The organism is Corynebacterium sp. KPL2838, from assembly GCF_040225455.1.
In the GTDB taxonomy this organism is placed as follows: Bacteria; Actinomycetota; Actinomycetes; order Mycobacteriales; family Mycobacteriaceae; genus Corynebacterium; species Corynebacterium rhinophilum.
Window position 1 is genome coordinate 1 of sequence record NZ_JBEHFT010000040.1, and the last position, 15,813, is coordinate 15,813.

Annotated in this window: 15 protein-coding genes and 1 pseudogene; 8 read left to right on the top strand and 8 right to left on the bottom strand. The window is 57.7% G+C overall.

What is annotated here, in order from left to right; translation table 11 throughout:
* The 3 genes from ABRP98_RS10295 to ABRP98_RS10305 form a co-directional block, all read left to right on the top strand.
* Positions 1–790: FecCD family ABC transporter permease (locus tag ABRP98_RS10295; protein ID WP_349859108.1), on the top strand; the 790-nt coding region annotated here is incomplete at its 5' end.
* Positions 787–1,821, top strand: coding sequence for a FecCD family ABC transporter permease (locus ABRP98_RS10300; RefSeq protein ID WP_349859109.1), 1,035 nt, complete (start codon positions 787–789; stop codon positions 1,819–1,821). The genes ABRP98_RS10295 and ABRP98_RS10300, both read left to right, overlap by 4 nt.
* An 84-nt stretch (positions 1,822–1,905) precedes the next feature.
* Complete coding sequence (locus ABRP98_RS10305; protein ID WP_349859118.1) at positions 1,906–2,733, top strand: ABC transporter ATP-binding protein; 828 nt, start codon at positions 1,906–1,908, stop codon at positions 2,731–2,733.
* Positions 2,734–2,775: 42 nt separating this feature from the next.
* Here ABRP98_RS10305 and ABRP98_RS10310 read toward each other — a convergent pair whose 3' ends face one another.
* Positions 2,776–3,171: a multidrug transporter gene (locus tag ABRP98_RS10310; RefSeq protein ID WP_349859111.1), complete on the bottom strand. Its 396-nt coding sequence runs from the start codon at positions 3,169–3,171 to the stop codon at positions 2,776–2,778.
* The gene (locus tag ABRP98_RS10315; protein ID WP_349859112.1) at positions 3,168–4,052 is read right to left on the bottom strand and encodes a carbohydrate kinase family protein; all 885 of its coding nucleotides are present in this window, start codon (positions 4,050–4,052) and stop codon (positions 3,168–3,170) included. Before ABRP98_RS10315 ends, ABRP98_RS10310 begins: the two co-directional genes overlap by 4 nt.
* 20 nt (positions 4,053–4,072) lie before the next feature.
* On the opposite strand from ABRP98_RS10315, the gene ABRP98_RS10320 reads away from it, so the two are divergent.
* Together ABRP98_RS10320 and ABRP98_RS10325 are read left to right on the top strand one after the other, a co-directional pair.
* The gene (locus ABRP98_RS10320; protein WP_349859113.1) at positions 4,073–5,281 is read left to right on the top strand and encodes a glycoside hydrolase family 32 protein; all 1,209 of its coding nucleotides are present in this window, start codon (positions 4,073–4,075) and stop codon (positions 5,279–5,281) included.
* 124 nt (positions 5,282–5,405) lie between these two features.
* A complete protein-coding gene (locus tag ABRP98_RS10325; RefSeq protein ID WP_349859114.1) occupies positions 5,406–7,433 on the top strand; it encodes a sucrose-specific PTS transporter subunit IIBC in 2,028 nt (675 codons plus the stop codon).
* Between the two features lie 67 nt (positions 7,434–7,500).
* On the opposite strand, the pseudogene ABRP98_RS11820 reads toward ABRP98_RS10325, so the two are convergent.
* Together ABRP98_RS11820 and ABRP98_RS11825 are read right to left on the bottom strand one after the other, a co-directional pair.
* A pseudogene (locus ABRP98_RS11820) lies at positions 7,501–7,863 on the bottom strand (ABC transporter permease subunit); the annotation flags it as partial.
* A gap of 4 nt (positions 7,864–7,867) precedes the next feature.
* Entirely contained in the window at positions 7,868–8,104 is a 237-nt protein-coding gene (locus ABRP98_RS11825; RefSeq protein ID WP_410755986.1) for an ABC transporter permease family protein, read from the bottom strand.
* Positions 8,105–8,507: 403 nt separating this feature from the next.
* On the opposite strand from ABRP98_RS11825, the gene rplN reads away from it, so the two are divergent.
* Genes rplN through rplE form a run of 3 tightly spaced genes read left to right on the top strand, consistent with a single transcriptional unit; the run spans position 8,508 to position 9,749 of the window.
* Positions 8,508–8,876, top strand: a complete 369-nt coding sequence (gene rplN, locus ABRP98_RS10335) for a 50S ribosomal protein L14 (protein ID WP_121910625.1) — start codon at positions 8,508–8,510, stop codon at positions 8,874–8,876.
* A gap of 4 nt (positions 8,877–8,880) precedes the next feature.
* The gene (gene rplX / locus ABRP98_RS10340; RefSeq protein ID WP_005276967.1) at positions 8,881–9,195 is read left to right on the top strand and encodes a 50S ribosomal protein L24; all 315 of its coding nucleotides are present in this window, start codon (positions 8,881–8,883) and stop codon (positions 9,193–9,195) included.
* A gap of 2 nt (positions 9,196–9,197) precedes the next feature.
* Positions 9,198–9,749: a 50S ribosomal protein L5 gene (rplE, locus tag ABRP98_RS10345; RefSeq protein ID WP_023025194.1), complete on the top strand. Its 552-nt coding sequence runs from the start codon at positions 9,198–9,200 to the stop codon at positions 9,747–9,749.
* A gap of 698 nt (positions 9,750–10,447) precedes the next feature.
* On the opposite strand, the gene ABRP98_RS10350 is transcribed toward rplE, so the two are convergent.
* The 4 genes from ABRP98_RS10350 to ABRP98_RS10365 all read right to left on the bottom strand — a co-directional run.
* Positions 10,448–11,023: a hypothetical protein gene (locus tag ABRP98_RS10350; RefSeq protein WP_284771292.1), complete on the bottom strand. Its 576-nt coding sequence runs from the start codon at positions 11,021–11,023 to the stop codon at positions 10,448–10,450.
* A 304-nt stretch (positions 11,024–11,327) separates the two neighbouring features.
* Complete coding sequence (locus ABRP98_RS10355; RefSeq protein ID WP_284781919.1) at positions 11,328–14,816, bottom strand: choice-of-anchor M domain-containing protein; 3,489 nt, start codon at positions 14,814–14,816, stop codon at positions 11,328–11,330.
* 485 nt (positions 14,817–15,301) lie between these two features.
* Positions 15,302–15,451 carry a hypothetical protein gene (locus ABRP98_RS10360; protein WP_284771294.1) on the bottom strand — a complete coding sequence of 50 codons (150 nt, stop codon included), beginning with the start codon at positions 15,449–15,451 and terminating at the stop codon, positions 15,302–15,304.
* A gap of 165 nt (positions 15,452–15,616) precedes the next feature.
* The coding region (locus tag ABRP98_RS10365) for an SIP domain-containing protein (RefSeq protein ID WP_349859116.1) at positions 15,617–15,813 on the bottom strand (197 nt) is incomplete at its 5' end.

A 15,813-nucleotide genomic window follows, 5' to 3' on the forward strand; every position in this document is an offset into this window, starting at 1 on the left:
TGCCGTCGCCGGTGTCTTGGCGCAATCCTGGACCAGGAACCCGCTAGCGGACCCCGGATTTATCGGTATTACCGCAGGCGCCTCGTTCTTCGTTGCCCTAGGCACGGCCATTGGCATTGCTACCACCACCGGCATGCGCACCTCGCTCGCGCTTGTCGGCGCGGGCATTACCACGCTGCTGGTCCTGGCCGTCTCCCGGCGGTTTCAGGATCCGCTAACGCTCATTCTGGTCGGCGCTGGCGTCTCCGCCGCTCTGGGATCGGGAGCGGTGATCATCGGCCTGTATTCCACGGACGTCCTCGATAGCATGCGGCGGTGGACCATCGGCTCGACCTTCGGGCGCGGCTCAGAAGATGTCACCATCGCGGGTATTGGCCTGCTCATCGGCCTAGCGTGCGCGGCAATGGCGGCCAGGCCGCTTGACCTTTTGGCCATGGGGGAGGAGTCCTCGCTCGCCTTGGGTGGATCCCCTACTACCGCGCGGGTGGGCGCGGCGCTGAGCGTCGTGGTACTAGCCGGCAGTGCAACGGCGGCAACGGGTCCCATCGCCTTCGTTGGCTTCGCCATTCCCCACATCGTGCGGCGGGTGGTTGGCCCCAGCGTTGCCACGATGATACTGCCCTCCGCGCTCCTGGGCGGTTGCGCGGTGCTTGCCGCCGACATCATCGGCCGCCTCATTGTGGGTAACTCGGAGCTAGAGATGTCCATCGTTCTTGCCATCGTGGGCGCGCCTTTCCTCATTTGGGGCGCTCACCGCGGCGTGGGCAAAGCGTGGGGCGATAACGCATGACAACAATAAGCAGTACCCTGCAAGCGCAGCAGCGTCGCAGGCACGTCCGCGTGCTCGCATCGACGCTGGTATTCGGCCTTATCACCTTTGGCGCCTACCTGGTGTTGCTGGGGCAAGGGCCTTTGGAGTTGAGCCCGCGGCAGGTCCTCGATGTGCTCACCGGCGGCGGCAGCGAGAGCCACATCAGGGTGGTGTGGGACTTACGCCTGCCTGTTGCCATCGCCACCGTCATCGTGGGGGCCGCCCTCGGCGTGGCCGGCTCATGGACGCAGACCATGGCCCGCAACCCACTGGCATCACCGGATATCTTGGGCGTGACCGGCGGCGCATCGGTCCTGGTAGTGCTGGGCACCGTGCATTCGCGCCCCGGTTTCGCAGACGGCATCCCGGACTTCTGGTGGCGGGCATGCTTGGCGATGATCGGAGCCCTCCTCGTCGTCATCCTCCTCGCCGTCCTGGGTGGCATCGGCACGAGCAACCGCATCGTCATCGTCGGCATTGCCTTATCGCTGATGTTTCAAGCCGTCGTGGCGTATTTGATGCGCAGCGCGCAGATCCAGCGCGCGGCCGAGGCGCAAACGTGGCTGGCGGGCTCGACCGGGTTCGTGCGCATGGAGGTCATCGTGCCCTTACTCGTGGCATTAGCGCCGTTTCTCGCCATAGGCATCTGGTGTGCGCGGGAGCTGCCGCTGCTCGCCCACGATGATTCCTCCGCAACCACCCTGGGCGTGAATATCTCCCGCCAGCGCGCCCTGCTGCTCATTGCTGCAACCGGGATCTGCGCGGTGGTGGTCTCGGTGGTTGGCCCCATTGGATTTATCGCCCTGCTGGCCCCGCACCTGGCGCGGATGGTGGCGCGCACACCCACGCCATCACCGGTGGCATCGGCAGCCGCAGGCGCGGCGCTGCTGACCGTGTGCGCCGTTATCGCCGGCGCGATTCCGGTCAACGCCCCGGTGGGTGCGGTCTCCTCGGTCATCGGCGGCTGCGCCCTGGTGGTATTGGTGTGGAACGCGGCCCGGCGCACCTAAACGCTGTGGCGCGCCACAGCGAGGATCAGACAAATGAGCCAACCACAAAGTGCTACTCACTCGTACGTGGATGAAGGAAAAGATATGACGGATAATCAGCCCACGCGCTCGAAGCGCCGGTGCAACCTCCAGGCCACCGGCATCCATGCGGGATATAAGGACGGCGAGGATATCCTCGCCGGCGTCGATCTGCATGCACGCGCCGGTGAGGTCACCACGCTCATCGGGCCCAATGGCTGTGGCAAGTCCACGCTGCTCAAGACGCTGTCTAAAATCCTGGCCCCGCGGCAGGGCAGCGTCGTGGTCGGGGACGCTGACCTGCATGCGATGAACGCGAAGGAAGCCGCGCAGCAGGTGGCGCTGCTGCCACAGCACCCCGTGGCGCCGGATGGGCTGCGGGTAGGAGAGTTGGTCGCGCGCGGGCGCCACCCCTATCAGGGCAGGATGCGCGGCCTTTCTGCCACGGACCGGGAGATCATCGCCCAGGCCTGCGAGGCCACGGAGATTGTGGACTTCCTCGACCGCGATATCGCCTCCCTATCGGGTGGGCAGCGCCAGCGCGTCTGGCTAGCGCTAGCGTTGGCGCAAGATACGCCGGTGCTGCTTCTCGATGAACCCACGACCTTCCTCGACCCCGCCCACGCCATGAGCATGCTGGAGCTGGCTCGAACACAGGCGCGCGCCGGCAAAACGGTGGTTGTGGTCCTGCACGATCTCATGCTCGCGGGCCACTACTCCGATTCCATGGTGGTGATGAAGGCCGGCGATATCATCGCGCGCGGCGCACCCAAGCAGGCGGTGGCCCCCAAGGTATTGGCGCAGGCCTATGGCATCGAGGCGGAGGCCTGGGACGACCCGCTTGGCGATGCCCCCATTATCGTTCCCCGCCGCGTCCTCCCCAGCGACCGCTGAGCGCACCCCGCGCTAAGCGCCAGGAGCGTTTGGTCAGCCCGGCTACTGCCGCGCCAACCGGCGGATATCCAAAACCGAAATCGCGATGATGAAGAGGCTAAGCACGCAGCCGACGCTGAGGAGGAAATTACCAATGCGGTAGGTTCCCGTGCCCACTGCCGCCATATTTCCGTAGATGTAGATCCAGATTCCCCAGCCCACCAGCAACACGATGCCGGCGATTCCGGAGAGCAGCTTGAGACTGCGCGGGGAAGCGGGGGCGAAGAACTTAAAGGCGGCATCGATAAGCGCGGCTGCTGCAAGGACGATGCTTAATCCCCCCGAGAGCCACAGCGGGAGTAGGGCTGCGGTTCCTACGACAACGGGGAGGATGAAGGCGAGGAACGCTAAGAGGAATAACCCCAGGTGTATCCACATCGTGCGTTTGGTGTAGCTCATAGGGCTGACTCTACTTCCTTGCGGAGTGGGGGATTGGCGCCGGTGCGGGAGACGGTGATGCCGGCCGCGGTGGCGGCGAAGTGGAGGATATCGCGCCACTGTTCGGCGCTTAGTGCTGCGGCCTTGTCCGCATCGAGGCCGCGTTCATCGAGTTGCGTCAAAAGGGCTGCCATGATGGTGTCGCCGGCGCCGATGGTATCGGTGACCTCAACCGCGGCTGCGGGAACGTCGAGGGAAATATCCCCAGCCCTGACGCTAATTCCATCGCCGCCGCGGGTGGTGACCACGATGGGGACCTGGTTGGTGAAGTCCTCGCCTAAAAAGTCCACCTCTTCATCCGATAACTTCAGCACAGAGACGTGTGGCAGCAAATCCGCCAAGAATTTCTTATGCGCGGCGGTGGCATAAAAGGGCCGGATATTGGGATCAAGGGCGACGAGTGTTCCCTGCGCGGCGAAGTCCTTGAGCAGCTGCGCGTAGCGGGAAGCACCCGGCTCCAAGGCCAAGGAAACGGTGCCGAAGCAGGCAATATCTGCCGGAACTAGTTTGGGTTCAACGAAGCGATCCGCAGTGCCTTCCACATAAAAGTTATAGGAGGCCGTGCCGTTATCCGCGATGGTGGTCACCGCCAGGGTGGTCGGTTCCTCGCCGCGTTGGACGTGGGCGGTCTCGACGCCTTCTTCCTCAAGTCGCTGGAATAATTCCTGGCCAAAGCCATCGGTAGAAATCCGCGATTGGAACTCCACGTCCGCGCCCAAGCGTGCCGCGGCGATGGCCACGTTAAAAGGGCCGCCGCCCAACGCTGGGGTGAGGTCATTCAAGCGGCCAGGGGATACCGGAACCAAGTCCACGAGGCCTTCGCCGCACACATGAATAGTCATAGTTCCATAGTATCGGGGACATGAACCACCGACCGAACTTTCACCTCGCGCCACCACTGGGCCGCCTCAATGACCCCAATGGCCTTTTTGTGAATGGCGATATTCTGCACGCCTACTACCAGCATGACCCTGCCTTTCCGCACAAGCCCAAGCGGACTGGCTGGGGTCACGCCACCACGACGGTGTCCGCGCCCACTCCGTGGCGACATTACCCCGATGCGCTCTATCCTGACCTGCCCTATGACAAGGATGGGTGCTACTCCGGCGGGGCCGTGGTTGACGGCACTGACGTGTGGCTTTTTTATACCGGAAACCTGAAAGAAGCCGGGCGCCGCATCCCCTCACAGAATCGCGTGCGGGTCATGGACCCCTCCGGGCCGGAAGGCGGGATTTATGTCCGCGATGCCGCTAACCCGCTTATCGCTGATTCCCCGGAGGGATATACCGGCCACTTCCGCGATCCCCATATTTCCCGCGCTGGGGAGAGATGGCGCATGGTCATTGGTGCGCAAACGGAAGACGAACGCGGAACCATCGTGCTGTATAACTCGCAGGATTTAAAGCAGTGGGATTTCCAGGGAGAGCTTGTTTTTGATGATCCCGCGCAGCTTCCCGGTGGCTATATGTGGGAGTGCCCCAACCTGCTGACCTTTGGGGATAAGCACGTGCTCATTTTCTGTCCACAGGATGAGACGGACCGTTGCGGCTACGTCGTCGGGACCTTGGATGAGCTTAATTTCCACGTTGAGCGCGGCTTTACCCTGCTGGATCACGGCACGCAGTTCTATGCGCCGCAGGCAACCGAGGAAAACATCCTGCTGGGCTGGATGGGCATGCCCGCTCATGACGAAACTCCAACGCAGGGGTGGGTGCATACCTTGACTATTCCGCGGCGGCTGTGGCTGGAGGATAACTACCTGTGTCAAGAACCGCTGTGGTCTGCGCTGCCGGAAACCCGCGGCAGGGAGGGCTTTGGCTCGACCATTGATGTCATAGGGGAGGGGGCTTATGCGCTTGTCGATGCCACTGGCAAGGAAGCATTCCGCGTGGTGCAAGGCGGTGGCACCATCTCTTTCAATGACGGCGAGCTGATCGCCTGCCCCGATGGAGAAATGCGGCTGATCGCTGATGGCTGCGCCGTAGAAGTCTTTGCCGGCGACGGTCGCATCGCCGCGGCATTCGCGGTTTTTGGTGATGCTCCGTGGCAGGCATGGGAGCCGCTGGACTAAGACCCTGCGGAACTAGGACCGACAGCTTTTTACTTTGTGGACATTTGGGCACAAACAGACTTAGATAGGAAGTAGACAATCACATTCGGTCATTTAATGTGATCTAAATAACAAAGGTTGGTCCATGGAGCATAAAGAGGTTGCCGCCCGCACCCTCAAGGCATTAGGCGGCGAAGATAATATTATTGCCCTTGCCCACTGCGCCACGCGCTTGCGCATGGTGTTGAATGATTCGGACAAGGTAGATACCGCAGCGCTAGACAACGATCCAGATCTGAAGGGCACCTTCGAAGCCGGTGGCATGTTCCAGGTCATCGTGGGACCGGGCGATGTCAATATCGTCTTTCAGGAAATGACAAAGTCCATTTCCAAGGACGTCGCCGTGTCCACCGATCGGCTAAAAGATATTGCCGCGGAATCCGGGAACTGGTTCTCCCGTGCTGTCAAGGTCTTGGCGGATATTTTTGTTCCGCTAATCCCAATCCTGCTCGGCGGCGGTCTATTGATGGCATTAAATAATGTGCTGACCGCGCCGGGACTATTTGGGGATCAATCAGTCATCGAAATGTATCCCTCGTGGGAAGGGTTTGCCGGGCTGGTCAACCTCCTGGCATCCGCCCCCTTTGCCTTCCTTCCTATCCTCGTGGGCTTTACTGCTACTAAGCGCTTTGGCGGTAATGAATTCCTCGGTGCGGGCATGGCCATGGCGATGGTCATGCCAGATTTGGTTAGCGGCTATAACGTTGCTGAGGCTATTGAAAATGGCGAGATGCCCTACTGGGATATCTTTGGCTTAGACGTTGCCCAGGCCGGCTACCAGGGGTCCATCTTGCCTATTTTGGTCATCGCCTGGATTTTGGCGACGATTGAAAAGTTCCTACACAAGCACCTCAAGGGCACCGTGGACTTCATGCTCACGCCCCTGCTTACCCTGCTGGTGACCGGCTTTATTACCTTTATGGGGCTGGGTCCAATCTTGCGTACCGCCGGTGAATGGTTGGGCATGGGGCTGGCCAACCTGTATGACTTTGCAGGTCCTGTGGCCGGCTTCCTTTTCGGTCTGGTTTATTCACCTATCGTCATTACCGGTCTACACCAATCCTTCCCGCCCATTGAGACGATGCTGTGGAATGAGGGCGGTTCCTTCATCTTCCCCATTGCCTCGATGGCCAATATCGCCCAGGGCGGTGTGGCCTTGGCCGTGTACTTCCTGGCGCGTTCCGAAAAGCTCAAGGGCTTGGCCGGTGCCTCCGGTATCTCGGCGCTGTTTGGTATTACTGAGCCCGCGATCTTCGGTGTTAACCTGCGCCTGCGTTGGCCGTTTTATATCGGTATGGCGGCATCAGCCATCGCCTCTACGTTCATCGCCATTTTTGGCGTGCTTGCGGATGCCCTCGGTGCCGCCGGCTTCATTGGCTTCGTCTCCGTTCCCCGCTTTGTCCCGACCTTCTTGTTGTGTGGTGTCATCGCCTTCGCCGTAGCCTTCATCGGGGCTTACCTATACGGGCGCGTGCTCATCCATCGCAATGGCACCATTGACCCTGATGAGATCAATCCGCCCGCCGCGCAGGCTTTGGCTGCCGAGGCCGCTGAAGAGTCTGCTGCCAGCACTTCCGCGGCCGAGGATGCCGCGACGATCTTTTCCCCGCTAGAGGGAAATGCCGTGCCGCTATCTAAAGTTGAGGACCCCATGTTCGCCGGGGGCAAGCTGGGTAAAGGCGTTGCGATCGAACCGACCGTCGGCAAGCTCGTCGCGCCTGCCGATGGCACCATCACCGTGACCTTCCCCTCCCACCACGCCTACGCCCTGCGCGTGGAAGACCCAGAGGTGGGGCCGATCGACATCCTTATGCACATTGGCTTCGATACGGTAAACCTCAAGGGCGAACACTTCACCTCACACGTCAATAAGGGCGATACCGTCAAGCAAGGCGAGGTCCTGGCTGAATTCGATATCGAGGCCATTAAGGAAGCGGGACTGCCGGTAACGACGCCAGTCGTTGTATCCAACGCCAAGAAGACTGGCCCCGTTATTCCCACCGCGGCCTTCCGCGAGGGCGAGCTCATCGGTTCTGGGACGGACCTATTTACCGTGGATCCAAAGGCTGGCCAGGAGACTGCGGAGACTACTGCGAAGAAAGCTACGTCTTAAGGGCTGGGCTTTCTGATACAAGAAAGGGCTGGGGATAAACCCCAGCCTTTTTACTTGTTGGTATTCATTAGGCGCCGTTGCGCGCCCGACGGGCGAGCGCATTGCCCAAGCCTTGGATTGCTTGTACCACCACGATGAGGATAATCACGGTGAAGATAATGGCTACGGTGTCGAATTGCTGATAACCATAGGAGACCGCCAAGTCACCGACGCCTCCACCACCGATGGTGCCCGCCATCGCGGCGGCAGAAATCAAGGTGATGGTGGATGTAGTCAGTGCCAAGATTATCGAAGCCCTAGCCTCCGGCAGCAAGAAATAGCGGATGGTTTGCCATAGGGAAGCGCCCATGGATTCCGCTGCTTCTAGGATGCCTTCACCAACTTCCAGCACCGATTGCTCGATGAGGCGAGCCATAAACGGCGCTATGAAGGCGCTATGAAGATGGTAAGCGGCACCAGCGCACCGTATTGACTAGGAAGTCTGTGATCCTGAACAGCACACGGTTGGGGTACATGCCTTGCGGGTGAGCAAGGGCCAGGATGATTCCCAGGGTAACTCCGCCTATTGTCCCCAGGAAGAGGGAAATGCCCACCATATAAAGGGTTTGCCAGCCGGCCTCTAGATACTGATCGATAGAAACCTTGGTATCGAAAATTTCGGTTAAGTCCATTAGTTCACTACTTCTGCATTGAGCTGAGCCTGCCGCTGGAAGATGCCGTGGAAGCACGGTCTTTACCAACTGCTGAGTCAGGGGTTGCTGAGGGGCAGAGGAAAGGCTGGATTCAAAGAGTACGAGGTTTACCACGGGCTACAGATGCACCCCGCTAAAGGACGCAACCGCTGTGAAGTGAAAACCCTGCTTTTTGTGTTTTGGAAGTAGCTAGTTCATGTGGTTCAATATGTTAGTTGCGAGAGCTGGTCGGTCCGCAGTGGTGCGTTTCCGAATCGCCGGTCCGAGACCCATCGACGCCGTACGGTGTTCGTTGTAAAAGTTCGCGCACAGCAAGTTTGTAGACCGCGTGTGGCAAGGACGGAAATCTTGTCGCACATCAATCCAGGTCAGGAGACCCATAGTGATTCAGCAGGAATCGCGTCTGCGCGTCGCCGACAACTCTGGTGCACGTGAACTTTTGTGCATCCGCGTTCTCGGTGGCTCAGTCCGACGCTTCGCTGGCATCGGCGACGTAATTGTCGCCACCGTCAAGGACGCTGTTCCAGGCGGCAGCGTAAAAGAAGGCGATGTAGTTAAGGCAGTTATCGTCCGCGCGAAGAAGGAAACCCGTCGTCCGGACGGCTCCTACATCCGCTTTGATGAGAATGCTGCAGTTATTCTGAAGGGCGATAGCGAACCTCGCGGTACCCGTATCTTCGGCCCGGTTGCTCGTGAACTCCGTGATAAGCGTTTCATGAAGATCGTTTCTCTAGCACCGGAGGTGATCTAATCTTATGAAGATCCATAAGGGAGATATGGTGATTGTCATTTCGGGCCCAGATAAGGGTGCGAAGGGCAAAGTCATCGAGGCGTACCCGAAGCGCGAAAAGGTCCTCGTTGAGGGCGTTAACCGCATCAAGAAGCACGTCGCAAACTCCGCTACTGAGCGTGGCGCCGAGTCCGGCGGAATTGTTACCCAAGAAGCCCCGATCCACGTGTCCAACGTAGCGATCGTTGACTCTGAGGGTAACCCGACCCGCGTGGGCTACCGTTTCGACGAGAACGGCAAAAAAGTCCGCATCGCGCGTAGCAACGGGAAGGACATCTAAAAATGAGCGAGAACTACACCCCGCGTCTGAAGACTCGCTACCGCGAGGAAATCCGCAAAAACCTGAATGAAGAGTTCAAGTATGACAACGTCATGCAGATCCCTGGCGTCACCAAGGTCGTAGTCAACATGGGTGTTGGCGAAGCCGCTCGTGACTCCAAGGTTATCAATGGTGCTCTCGAGGACCTGACCGCTATCACCGGTCAGAAGCCACAGCTGCGTCGTGCTAAGAAGTCCATCGCGAACTTCAAGCTGCGCGAAGGCATGCCCATCGGCGCACGCGTTACCCTGCGCGGCGACCGCATGTGGGAGTTCCTGGACCGCCTGTTGACCATCGCGCTGCCACGTATTCGTGACTTCCGCGGTCTGTCTGACCAGCAGTTTGACGGCCACGGTAACTACACCTTCGGCCTGTCCGAGCAGTCTATGTTCTACGAAATCGACATTGACAAGATCGATCGTCCCCGTGGTATGGACATCACCGTCGTTACCAGCGCTACCAACGACGAGGAGGGCCGTAAGCTTCTGCGCGAGCTCGGCTTCCCGTTCAAGTAAATAGAGATAGAGCGCTAAAAGGTCCCAACTCCATGGAAGGAGTTGGGACCTTTTAATTTTGTTGTCATCTGTGGATTCTAGGGGTCATTGCAACGATGACGGTTACTTGGGTGTGATACTACCGGTTTGTGTCAGGGCGTTGGTCAGGACTTCGGCTGATGTGCGCCAGTTGAGTGCTTTGCATGGTTTGTGATTGGTGGCGATCATCTCTAGGTTCTCGGCGCTGTAGATGGACAGGTCACTGTTTTGGCAAGGTTTCTTCTGAGCCTGCCGTTGGTGTTTTCGTTGCTGCCGCGTTCCCACGGCGGTCCTGGGTGGCAGAAGTAGATGGGAATATCAGTGGCCATGGTAAAGGCTATACGGCCAGACACTTCACTTTCTTGGTCCGGTCGTGTCCTCCTTATTAAGCTTTAAAAACATAAGGAACGTCGAAGCTATCATTAGCCCAACGGCGAATGTGTAGTTTGAAGCATTCATTAATCCACCAAAAATGGATAGTACAAATCCGACGATAAAAGCCCCAGATTCCGATCTTGGGTAAGAATCTCTACGTATAAAGGCGTAGTGCAGGGCCATGTATATTACTGCCATAACAAGAGGGAAAAGCCTTAATTCTCCCCAGAAAAAACCCGCTACACAAGTGGATACAAGAATGCTGGCAGGAAGTAAAATAGATTTCGATATGCGACTAAACAAAGCTAATCGCACTTCTCACGGGGAGCTTTCTCCCATCCAATGTTCATGAATTGGCTTAGGTCATAACATTGATCGTCATGGGCCCATTTTCGCTTAGCAGTCAATTTATTCCACGCTGCGGTTGCAGCAACGCTACATGCGGTGCCGAACTTTACTGACTTTCCTAAGAGCCCGCAGACAGTACCTGCGAACCCAGAAGCACCAAGGCTCCAAAACTCCTCGCCCGTCATGTAAATACGGGGACCCCAGTCCCATTCGAACCTTACGAATGAAGCCGGTGAAGCTTTCACAGGATCGCCCAGTACGTCGTACTCGACAGAAATTCCTTCCGGGAAAACCTTTTTGTAGGTTTCCACCTTTCTTCCGTAGAGGACTACTTCAGATGTTTTTTGGAAATCATCACGCTTTAGTTGGGATCGCCGTTTATGAGGGTCGTGAGAATACTCATCTCCAAAGTTGAACAATTCAACATAGTTTTCGGACGTGACGGCGGAAGGTTCCTGAGCAGTGGCTGGAGCTATAGCTCCACTGGTGATCAAAAGTGCGGACAAGGCGATTGAGCTAAATTTACTTCGCATAATGTTTCTTCGTTAATTGGGGATGAATCAGGAAGCTTGGTAAAACCCAGGCTATCCCATTGAACTATGTCAATGCAGCGCTTCAGTTTAGCTTCCACCCCTATTCGGGGAGAGATTTAAAGGCTTGTGGTGTAAATAACCACTTTAAAACGCAAAATGAGCCCGGCCCGAGCTGGTACTCGACCCTTTTCAAGGCTCAGATCTGCGGTATAGGTTGATGCTTATTGGTTTTTAAGGTCGTGGATCAGTTCCAATTGAGAGGCCGTCGCAATGGGGTGGTGCAACGGCCTCTGGAGTCAAAGGGCTACTGACTGTTCTTGGAGCGCTTTTTCATCAGGGCTATGCCGGCGCCAATAAAGACTGCAGCGAGCACGAGTACCCAACCGACATTGGCACCCGTGGAAGCCAGCGAACCTTTGTGGGAGTTGGAGGAACCTCCGCCGGATCCGGAGCCAGGTCCAGAGCCCCCGTTCGTTGCGCCCTTAGCGGTAGTGGATTTGCTGGAGCCTTCTGACTTCCCAGCGCTATTGCCCTTGGCCGCCTTGGCGCCCGCATTTGATCCAGATGAGTTAGAGGCCTTGGACTTATCGGATCCCGGCTTAGTAGTGCCGGTGCTATTCGGGCCGTTATCCGGTTTGGTAGCACCTGGTTGCTTATTCTTCGAGGAGTCTGCGGGCTTGCCCTCTTCCTTATCGCCTTCTTCGGCAGCGCCTTTTCCGCCGGGCTGGGTGGTTGAATCACCCACGAGGAAGGTAACGGTGTGCCAGTCGGTGAGTTTGTCGCCGTTGTGGTTGACGGCACGCATGTCCATCTCATAGCGGCCTGGTTCTGTAAAAATCCAGTGCGCGTGGACATGGAAAGGCCCGTCCTCAACGCCCTTAATCGTATGGGTACCGTTGCTATCGGCCAAGGTTCGTTCCGGTGTATTCAGGGAGGCAGTGTGGCCGGCCCACCATTTTCCGTCCGTAGGTGCCGACTTGGGGCGAACCTCGATAGCAGCGTCACGGTAGTCTTGCCCGACCTTGATCGTGTCCCATCCCGGCCACACAGCATTGTGATCCTGTTGTAATGGCAGGTGGTAAATCGTCGAGCCAGTCTTTACCATTCCGGTAAAGGACAGGGTCTTAGCCAGAGAGTCAGCGACCGGCACGCGTTGCGTATCGTGAACGCGTAGCGCTACGTCTTCAGGCACGTTGTGGCGGTCGTCTTCGTTGACATAGAAGCCGAGCTTATTGTCCACAACCTTTGGCCCGAAGTCGATGTGGCCCTTGGTAATCTCGCGCTTCTGGGACGGTGTTGCGCTGGGAGCAGGTTCCGTTGTCTCTGGGTTTCGTTCTTTCGACGGCGCGGTGCTTTCCGTGCCGTTATCGGCGGAGCTTCCGGCATCGTTCTCGGTCGTGCCATCGGTACTGTCGTTGGATCCGCCTTCAGACGCATTGTCGTTTCCCTTAGTTGGTGGGGTAGCAGATGATGAATCCTCGCTAGCTACCTTGAAACGCAGAACGGCCTTTTTCGCGGTTTTGCCGTCTTTTTCGGCTACCGTGACACCAACTTCATACGTACCGGGCTTGTTGAATGCCCAGTTAAGGTGCATGTGGTCTGGGCCTTCGGTGGTATAGGAATGCGTACCATCGCTGCCGGCAAGGCGCTGGTCCAGGCCGGTTTGATCAGCCAGGTATGCCAACCATTCGCCGTCCTTCGGGGCTTTGACGGGGGTAAAGGTAAAGGTGTAATTCTTCTTGGTGTCCTGGTAGGCATCTTCGGTGCTTATCCCAGGCCACACCACGCCGGTGCGCTGTGTCTCTGGCAGGACGTAGGCAGCGCTGCCTTTCTTTCCAAAGTGGGGGATGTCTTTGTCCAAGGTGGTCTTGACCTGCTTGGGAACGCTGAAAAAGACATCGGATGGCTTACGCCAGATTGCACCAATGTGGTAGAGGTTCGTCTCGTCCTTGATGCCCAGGTGTAGCTCACCATCCTCGTGGATAGGGGCGATATCGACGTGACCCCGGTGCAGATTGAGCTCCTTGTTGGGGGCGTCCTTATCCTTCGGGCCCTGCGGTTTGGGCTTGGGGACACTGGGAACCGAAGGCTTTGGGGTCGTGGAAGGTGCCTCAGGGGAAGACTCTTCGGTTGGGGCGGAACCCTCTGACTCTTCTGCTTCTTCCGAGTCCTGCGGCTTCTCTGGTGCGTTGGAGTCTTCTGGCTTCTCCGATCCTTCTTGTTCCGGTGCATCCCCGGAAGCGGAAGCCTCCGGGAACGAGACGGTGGTCTCAGCTACCGGCTTATAAGCGTCTTTATGGGTATGGCTAAATAGCGTGGCGCCGCCGGCATTGGAGCGCGAATCAGGAACGATGCGTAGCATGAGCTGGTAGCCGGGCTGCTTACAGCCCTCGATGAGTTGCTTGCTCGTCCTTAGCCCCGGCCCAGAAGTAAAGCCGATTTCGCAATCTGCAACAGCGTTCTGCGGCAGGCTAGTCATCGGTTCGCCATTTACTTTGTAGAAGCCGCCGGTAACGCGCACCGTGGTACGGTCATCCTCGGGAGCTACGGTGATGTCGATATTACGGTCGTCCTCGCCGTACACTTTACTGGTGGAAACGGTGATATTTGGGCTCGTGATCTCAAGGGGATCGGTCTCAAACGGCTCTAACTCTTCCATCTCTGGGGTAGGAAGCTCGCCGCTTTTCGTTGTGTAAGCTTCCGCATCTTTACCGTCTTTTTCCCCGTCGGTGCTGGTCCAGAACTTTATGGGTTCGGATACCCAGCGTGGGCTTGGGGAATTATTGTCGGGAATGAAGATGGCTTGGAAGTTGGATTCTTCATCACCAATCATTTCATCCCACGAAGCCTTACCGCCTTCTACCTTGCGCTCGGCTAGATAGTGGCCGTTGATGGTGAATACGGCGCGGCCGGAGTCCTTGGCATTGCCGGTATCGAGGGAGAGCGTGGTGAGGATGCCTTCCTTCGCGCCCTTGGTATCAGCCGTGGAGGGCGCCATCTTAAACATAGGGGTGTTGGACTCGGAATCTTCGCCTGCGGAGCCTTCAGACTTGGCGTCGTTAAAGGCAGCTTCAAGGTCGGTAATCGTGCGCTCGGCGGGGTTGGTGCCGCCTACCTGCCATACCAGGGTTTGTGGCTCGGAGTGGATGAAGGTGCCATCCTTCTTTCGAGCCGAAGCGCGGTAGGTTACTTCGTAGTGGCCAGGACGGGTAAACGTCGTGGCGTTATGCGTATGCGTGCCTGCATTAACCCAGGTGGTACGGAATCCTGGGTCGTGAGAGGACCAGAGGCGGTTGAGGGGATAGTTCTCGTCGCTGTAGGTAAACAATTCCATGCGGCCGGGGCCCTTGAAATCAACGATTTCCATGTTGAAGGATTTATCGCGGAATTGATCGGTGGGAAGATCTGCGGCGGCACCGAACCCAGCCCAGATGGGCATGGTGTTTTTGGGAAAGCCGACCGCGGGGCCGCCGTAGTACATGAGCTGGTTTTTCTCGGCATTGAGAAACTCGAAGCGCGGGTCATCAGGAACGCGCCAGGCATAGGCCCCCAAGCCTCCATCGACGCGGCCGTGGCTGACCCAGTTGATCGTGTCCTCGATGGGGACTAGGCCCGCACTATTGGACATGAGTTTGAAGTTTCCGTCCTTCCACACCGCGTGCGGGGAATCCACGTGCGTTTGGGTGCGGACAAGGGGGGCTTCCTTAGCGAGGGCGAAGGGAGCGTAGAATAACGCGAGCGCCAAGGCCACGACTATGGTGGCAAGGCGGGTTAATGAGTTGGGCAAGGGCATAAGGTTCTCCCAAGGTTAAGTGCAGTGAACTTTTATACAGCTGGGGCGAATATTACACTATTGCAAACAGTTATCGTTAACACTGTTGAAAAATAGTGAGCCTTTGCCCGAGAGCTGGGAAAGAAGATATAGAAATTTCCCACCTCCGGTTGCGGAAGCGGGGACGGTGTAAGGCTGAGGCAAAGGAGCGGATAAGCGAAAGGCGGGCGAGTGACCGCAGTGTTGCTGAGCAGTGAAGCTCTGTCGTCTGCGGTGCGGGTAGTTCCCTCGTGTCCCCATACGCTTGAGTCCCCGGCTAGGCCTTGTTTACCGGAGTCATAGAGATCGGTTGCGGTATAGATGAGCCAGTTCTGGGCAGAGTTTCCAGTGCGCACACATAGCTTGTCGCCGATGGTGACCTTGTGCCCGTTAGTTGACCCATCGTAGAGATTATTGGAACCGGCAGGTACGGCGGCGCCGGTGTGTCCAGCGATAACGACGATATCTTAGGCATTTGTTCCGGGCAGGGAGTAGGGGCGGTCTGCGGCAGTATAAGTGCAGGCCTTGTCCATGGTGTCGGGGTCTATAGCGCCATCGACTACCCGGCATGCGCCCGCGGCAAATTGCGCATGGACGTCAATGGCAAGGATAAACATTTCTACACCTGCAGACGGTTCGATTACGGGAGCATTTTCTGCAGAAACTTCGTTAGTATCTAGTCCTTGAGGCGAGCTGATGCTGCGTTCGGGCGTATTGAGGCTGCGATCGATCGTGCTGATGATGGGAATCGTTGCAACGACCCTCTGAACTCAAGTTCTTCTTTACGGCCGGGCTCTTCCATAGAACCAGTAGGGCACCCAGGTGACGTCGTCGGTGGCAAGGCCCCAGTCTTTCACCGCGAGGCCCCGAACCTTCTTCGCCAAGTCCCCTTCGCCGGAGACCCACACGTACCCCGGTATCGCCTCATCGGCATAATCTGCCTTCAGCGCGGCAACAACAGATTCCGCTTCCTGGTGCG

Bases quoted from the DNA above. Each gene is read 5' to 3' on its own strand.
- ABRP98_RS10300 (WP_349859109.1), top strand. From the start codon at position 787: ATGACAACAATAAGCAGTACCCTGCAAGCGCAGCAGCGTCGCAGGCAC.
- ABRP98_RS10305 (WP_349859118.1), top strand. From the start codon at position 1,906: ATGACGGATAATCAGCCCACGCGCTCGAAGCGCCGGTGCAACCTCCAG.
- ABRP98_RS10310 (WP_349859111.1), bottom strand. From the start codon at position 3,171: ATGAGCTACACCAAACGCACGATGTGGATACACCTGGGGTTATTCCTC.
- ABRP98_RS10315 (WP_349859112.1), bottom strand. From the start codon at position 4,052: ATGACTATTCATGTGTGCGGCGAAGGCCTCGTGGACTTGGTTCCGGTA.
- ABRP98_RS10320 (WP_349859113.1), top strand. From the start codon at position 4,073: ATGAACCACCGACCGAACTTTCACCTCGCGCCACCACTGGGCCGCCTC.
- ABRP98_RS10325 (WP_349859114.1), top strand. From the start codon at position 5,406: ATGGAGCATAAAGAGGTTGCCGCCCGCACCCTCAAGGCATTAGGCGGC.
- ABRP98_RS11825 (WP_410755986.1), bottom strand. From the start codon at position 8,104: ATGGACTTAACCGAAATTTTCGATACCAAGGTTTCTATCGATCAGTAT.
- rplX (WP_005276967.1), top strand. From the start codon at position 8,881: ATGAAGATCCATAAGGGAGATATGGTGATTGTCATTTCGGGCCCAGAT.
- rplE (WP_023025194.1), top strand. From the start codon at position 9,198: ATGAGCGAGAACTACACCCCGCGTCTGAAGACTCGCTACCGCGAGGAA.
- ABRP98_RS10350 (WP_284771292.1), bottom strand. From the start codon at position 11,023: ATGCGAAGTAAATTTAGCTCAATCGCCTTGTCCGCACTTTTGATCACC.
- ABRP98_RS10355 (WP_284781919.1), bottom strand. From the start codon at position 14,816: ATGCCCTTGCCCAACTCATTAACCCGCCTTGCCACCATAGTCGTGGCC.
- ABRP98_RS10360 (WP_284771294.1), bottom strand. From the start codon at position 15,451: ATGTTTATCCTTGCCATTGACGTCCATGCGCAATTTGCCGCGGGCGCA.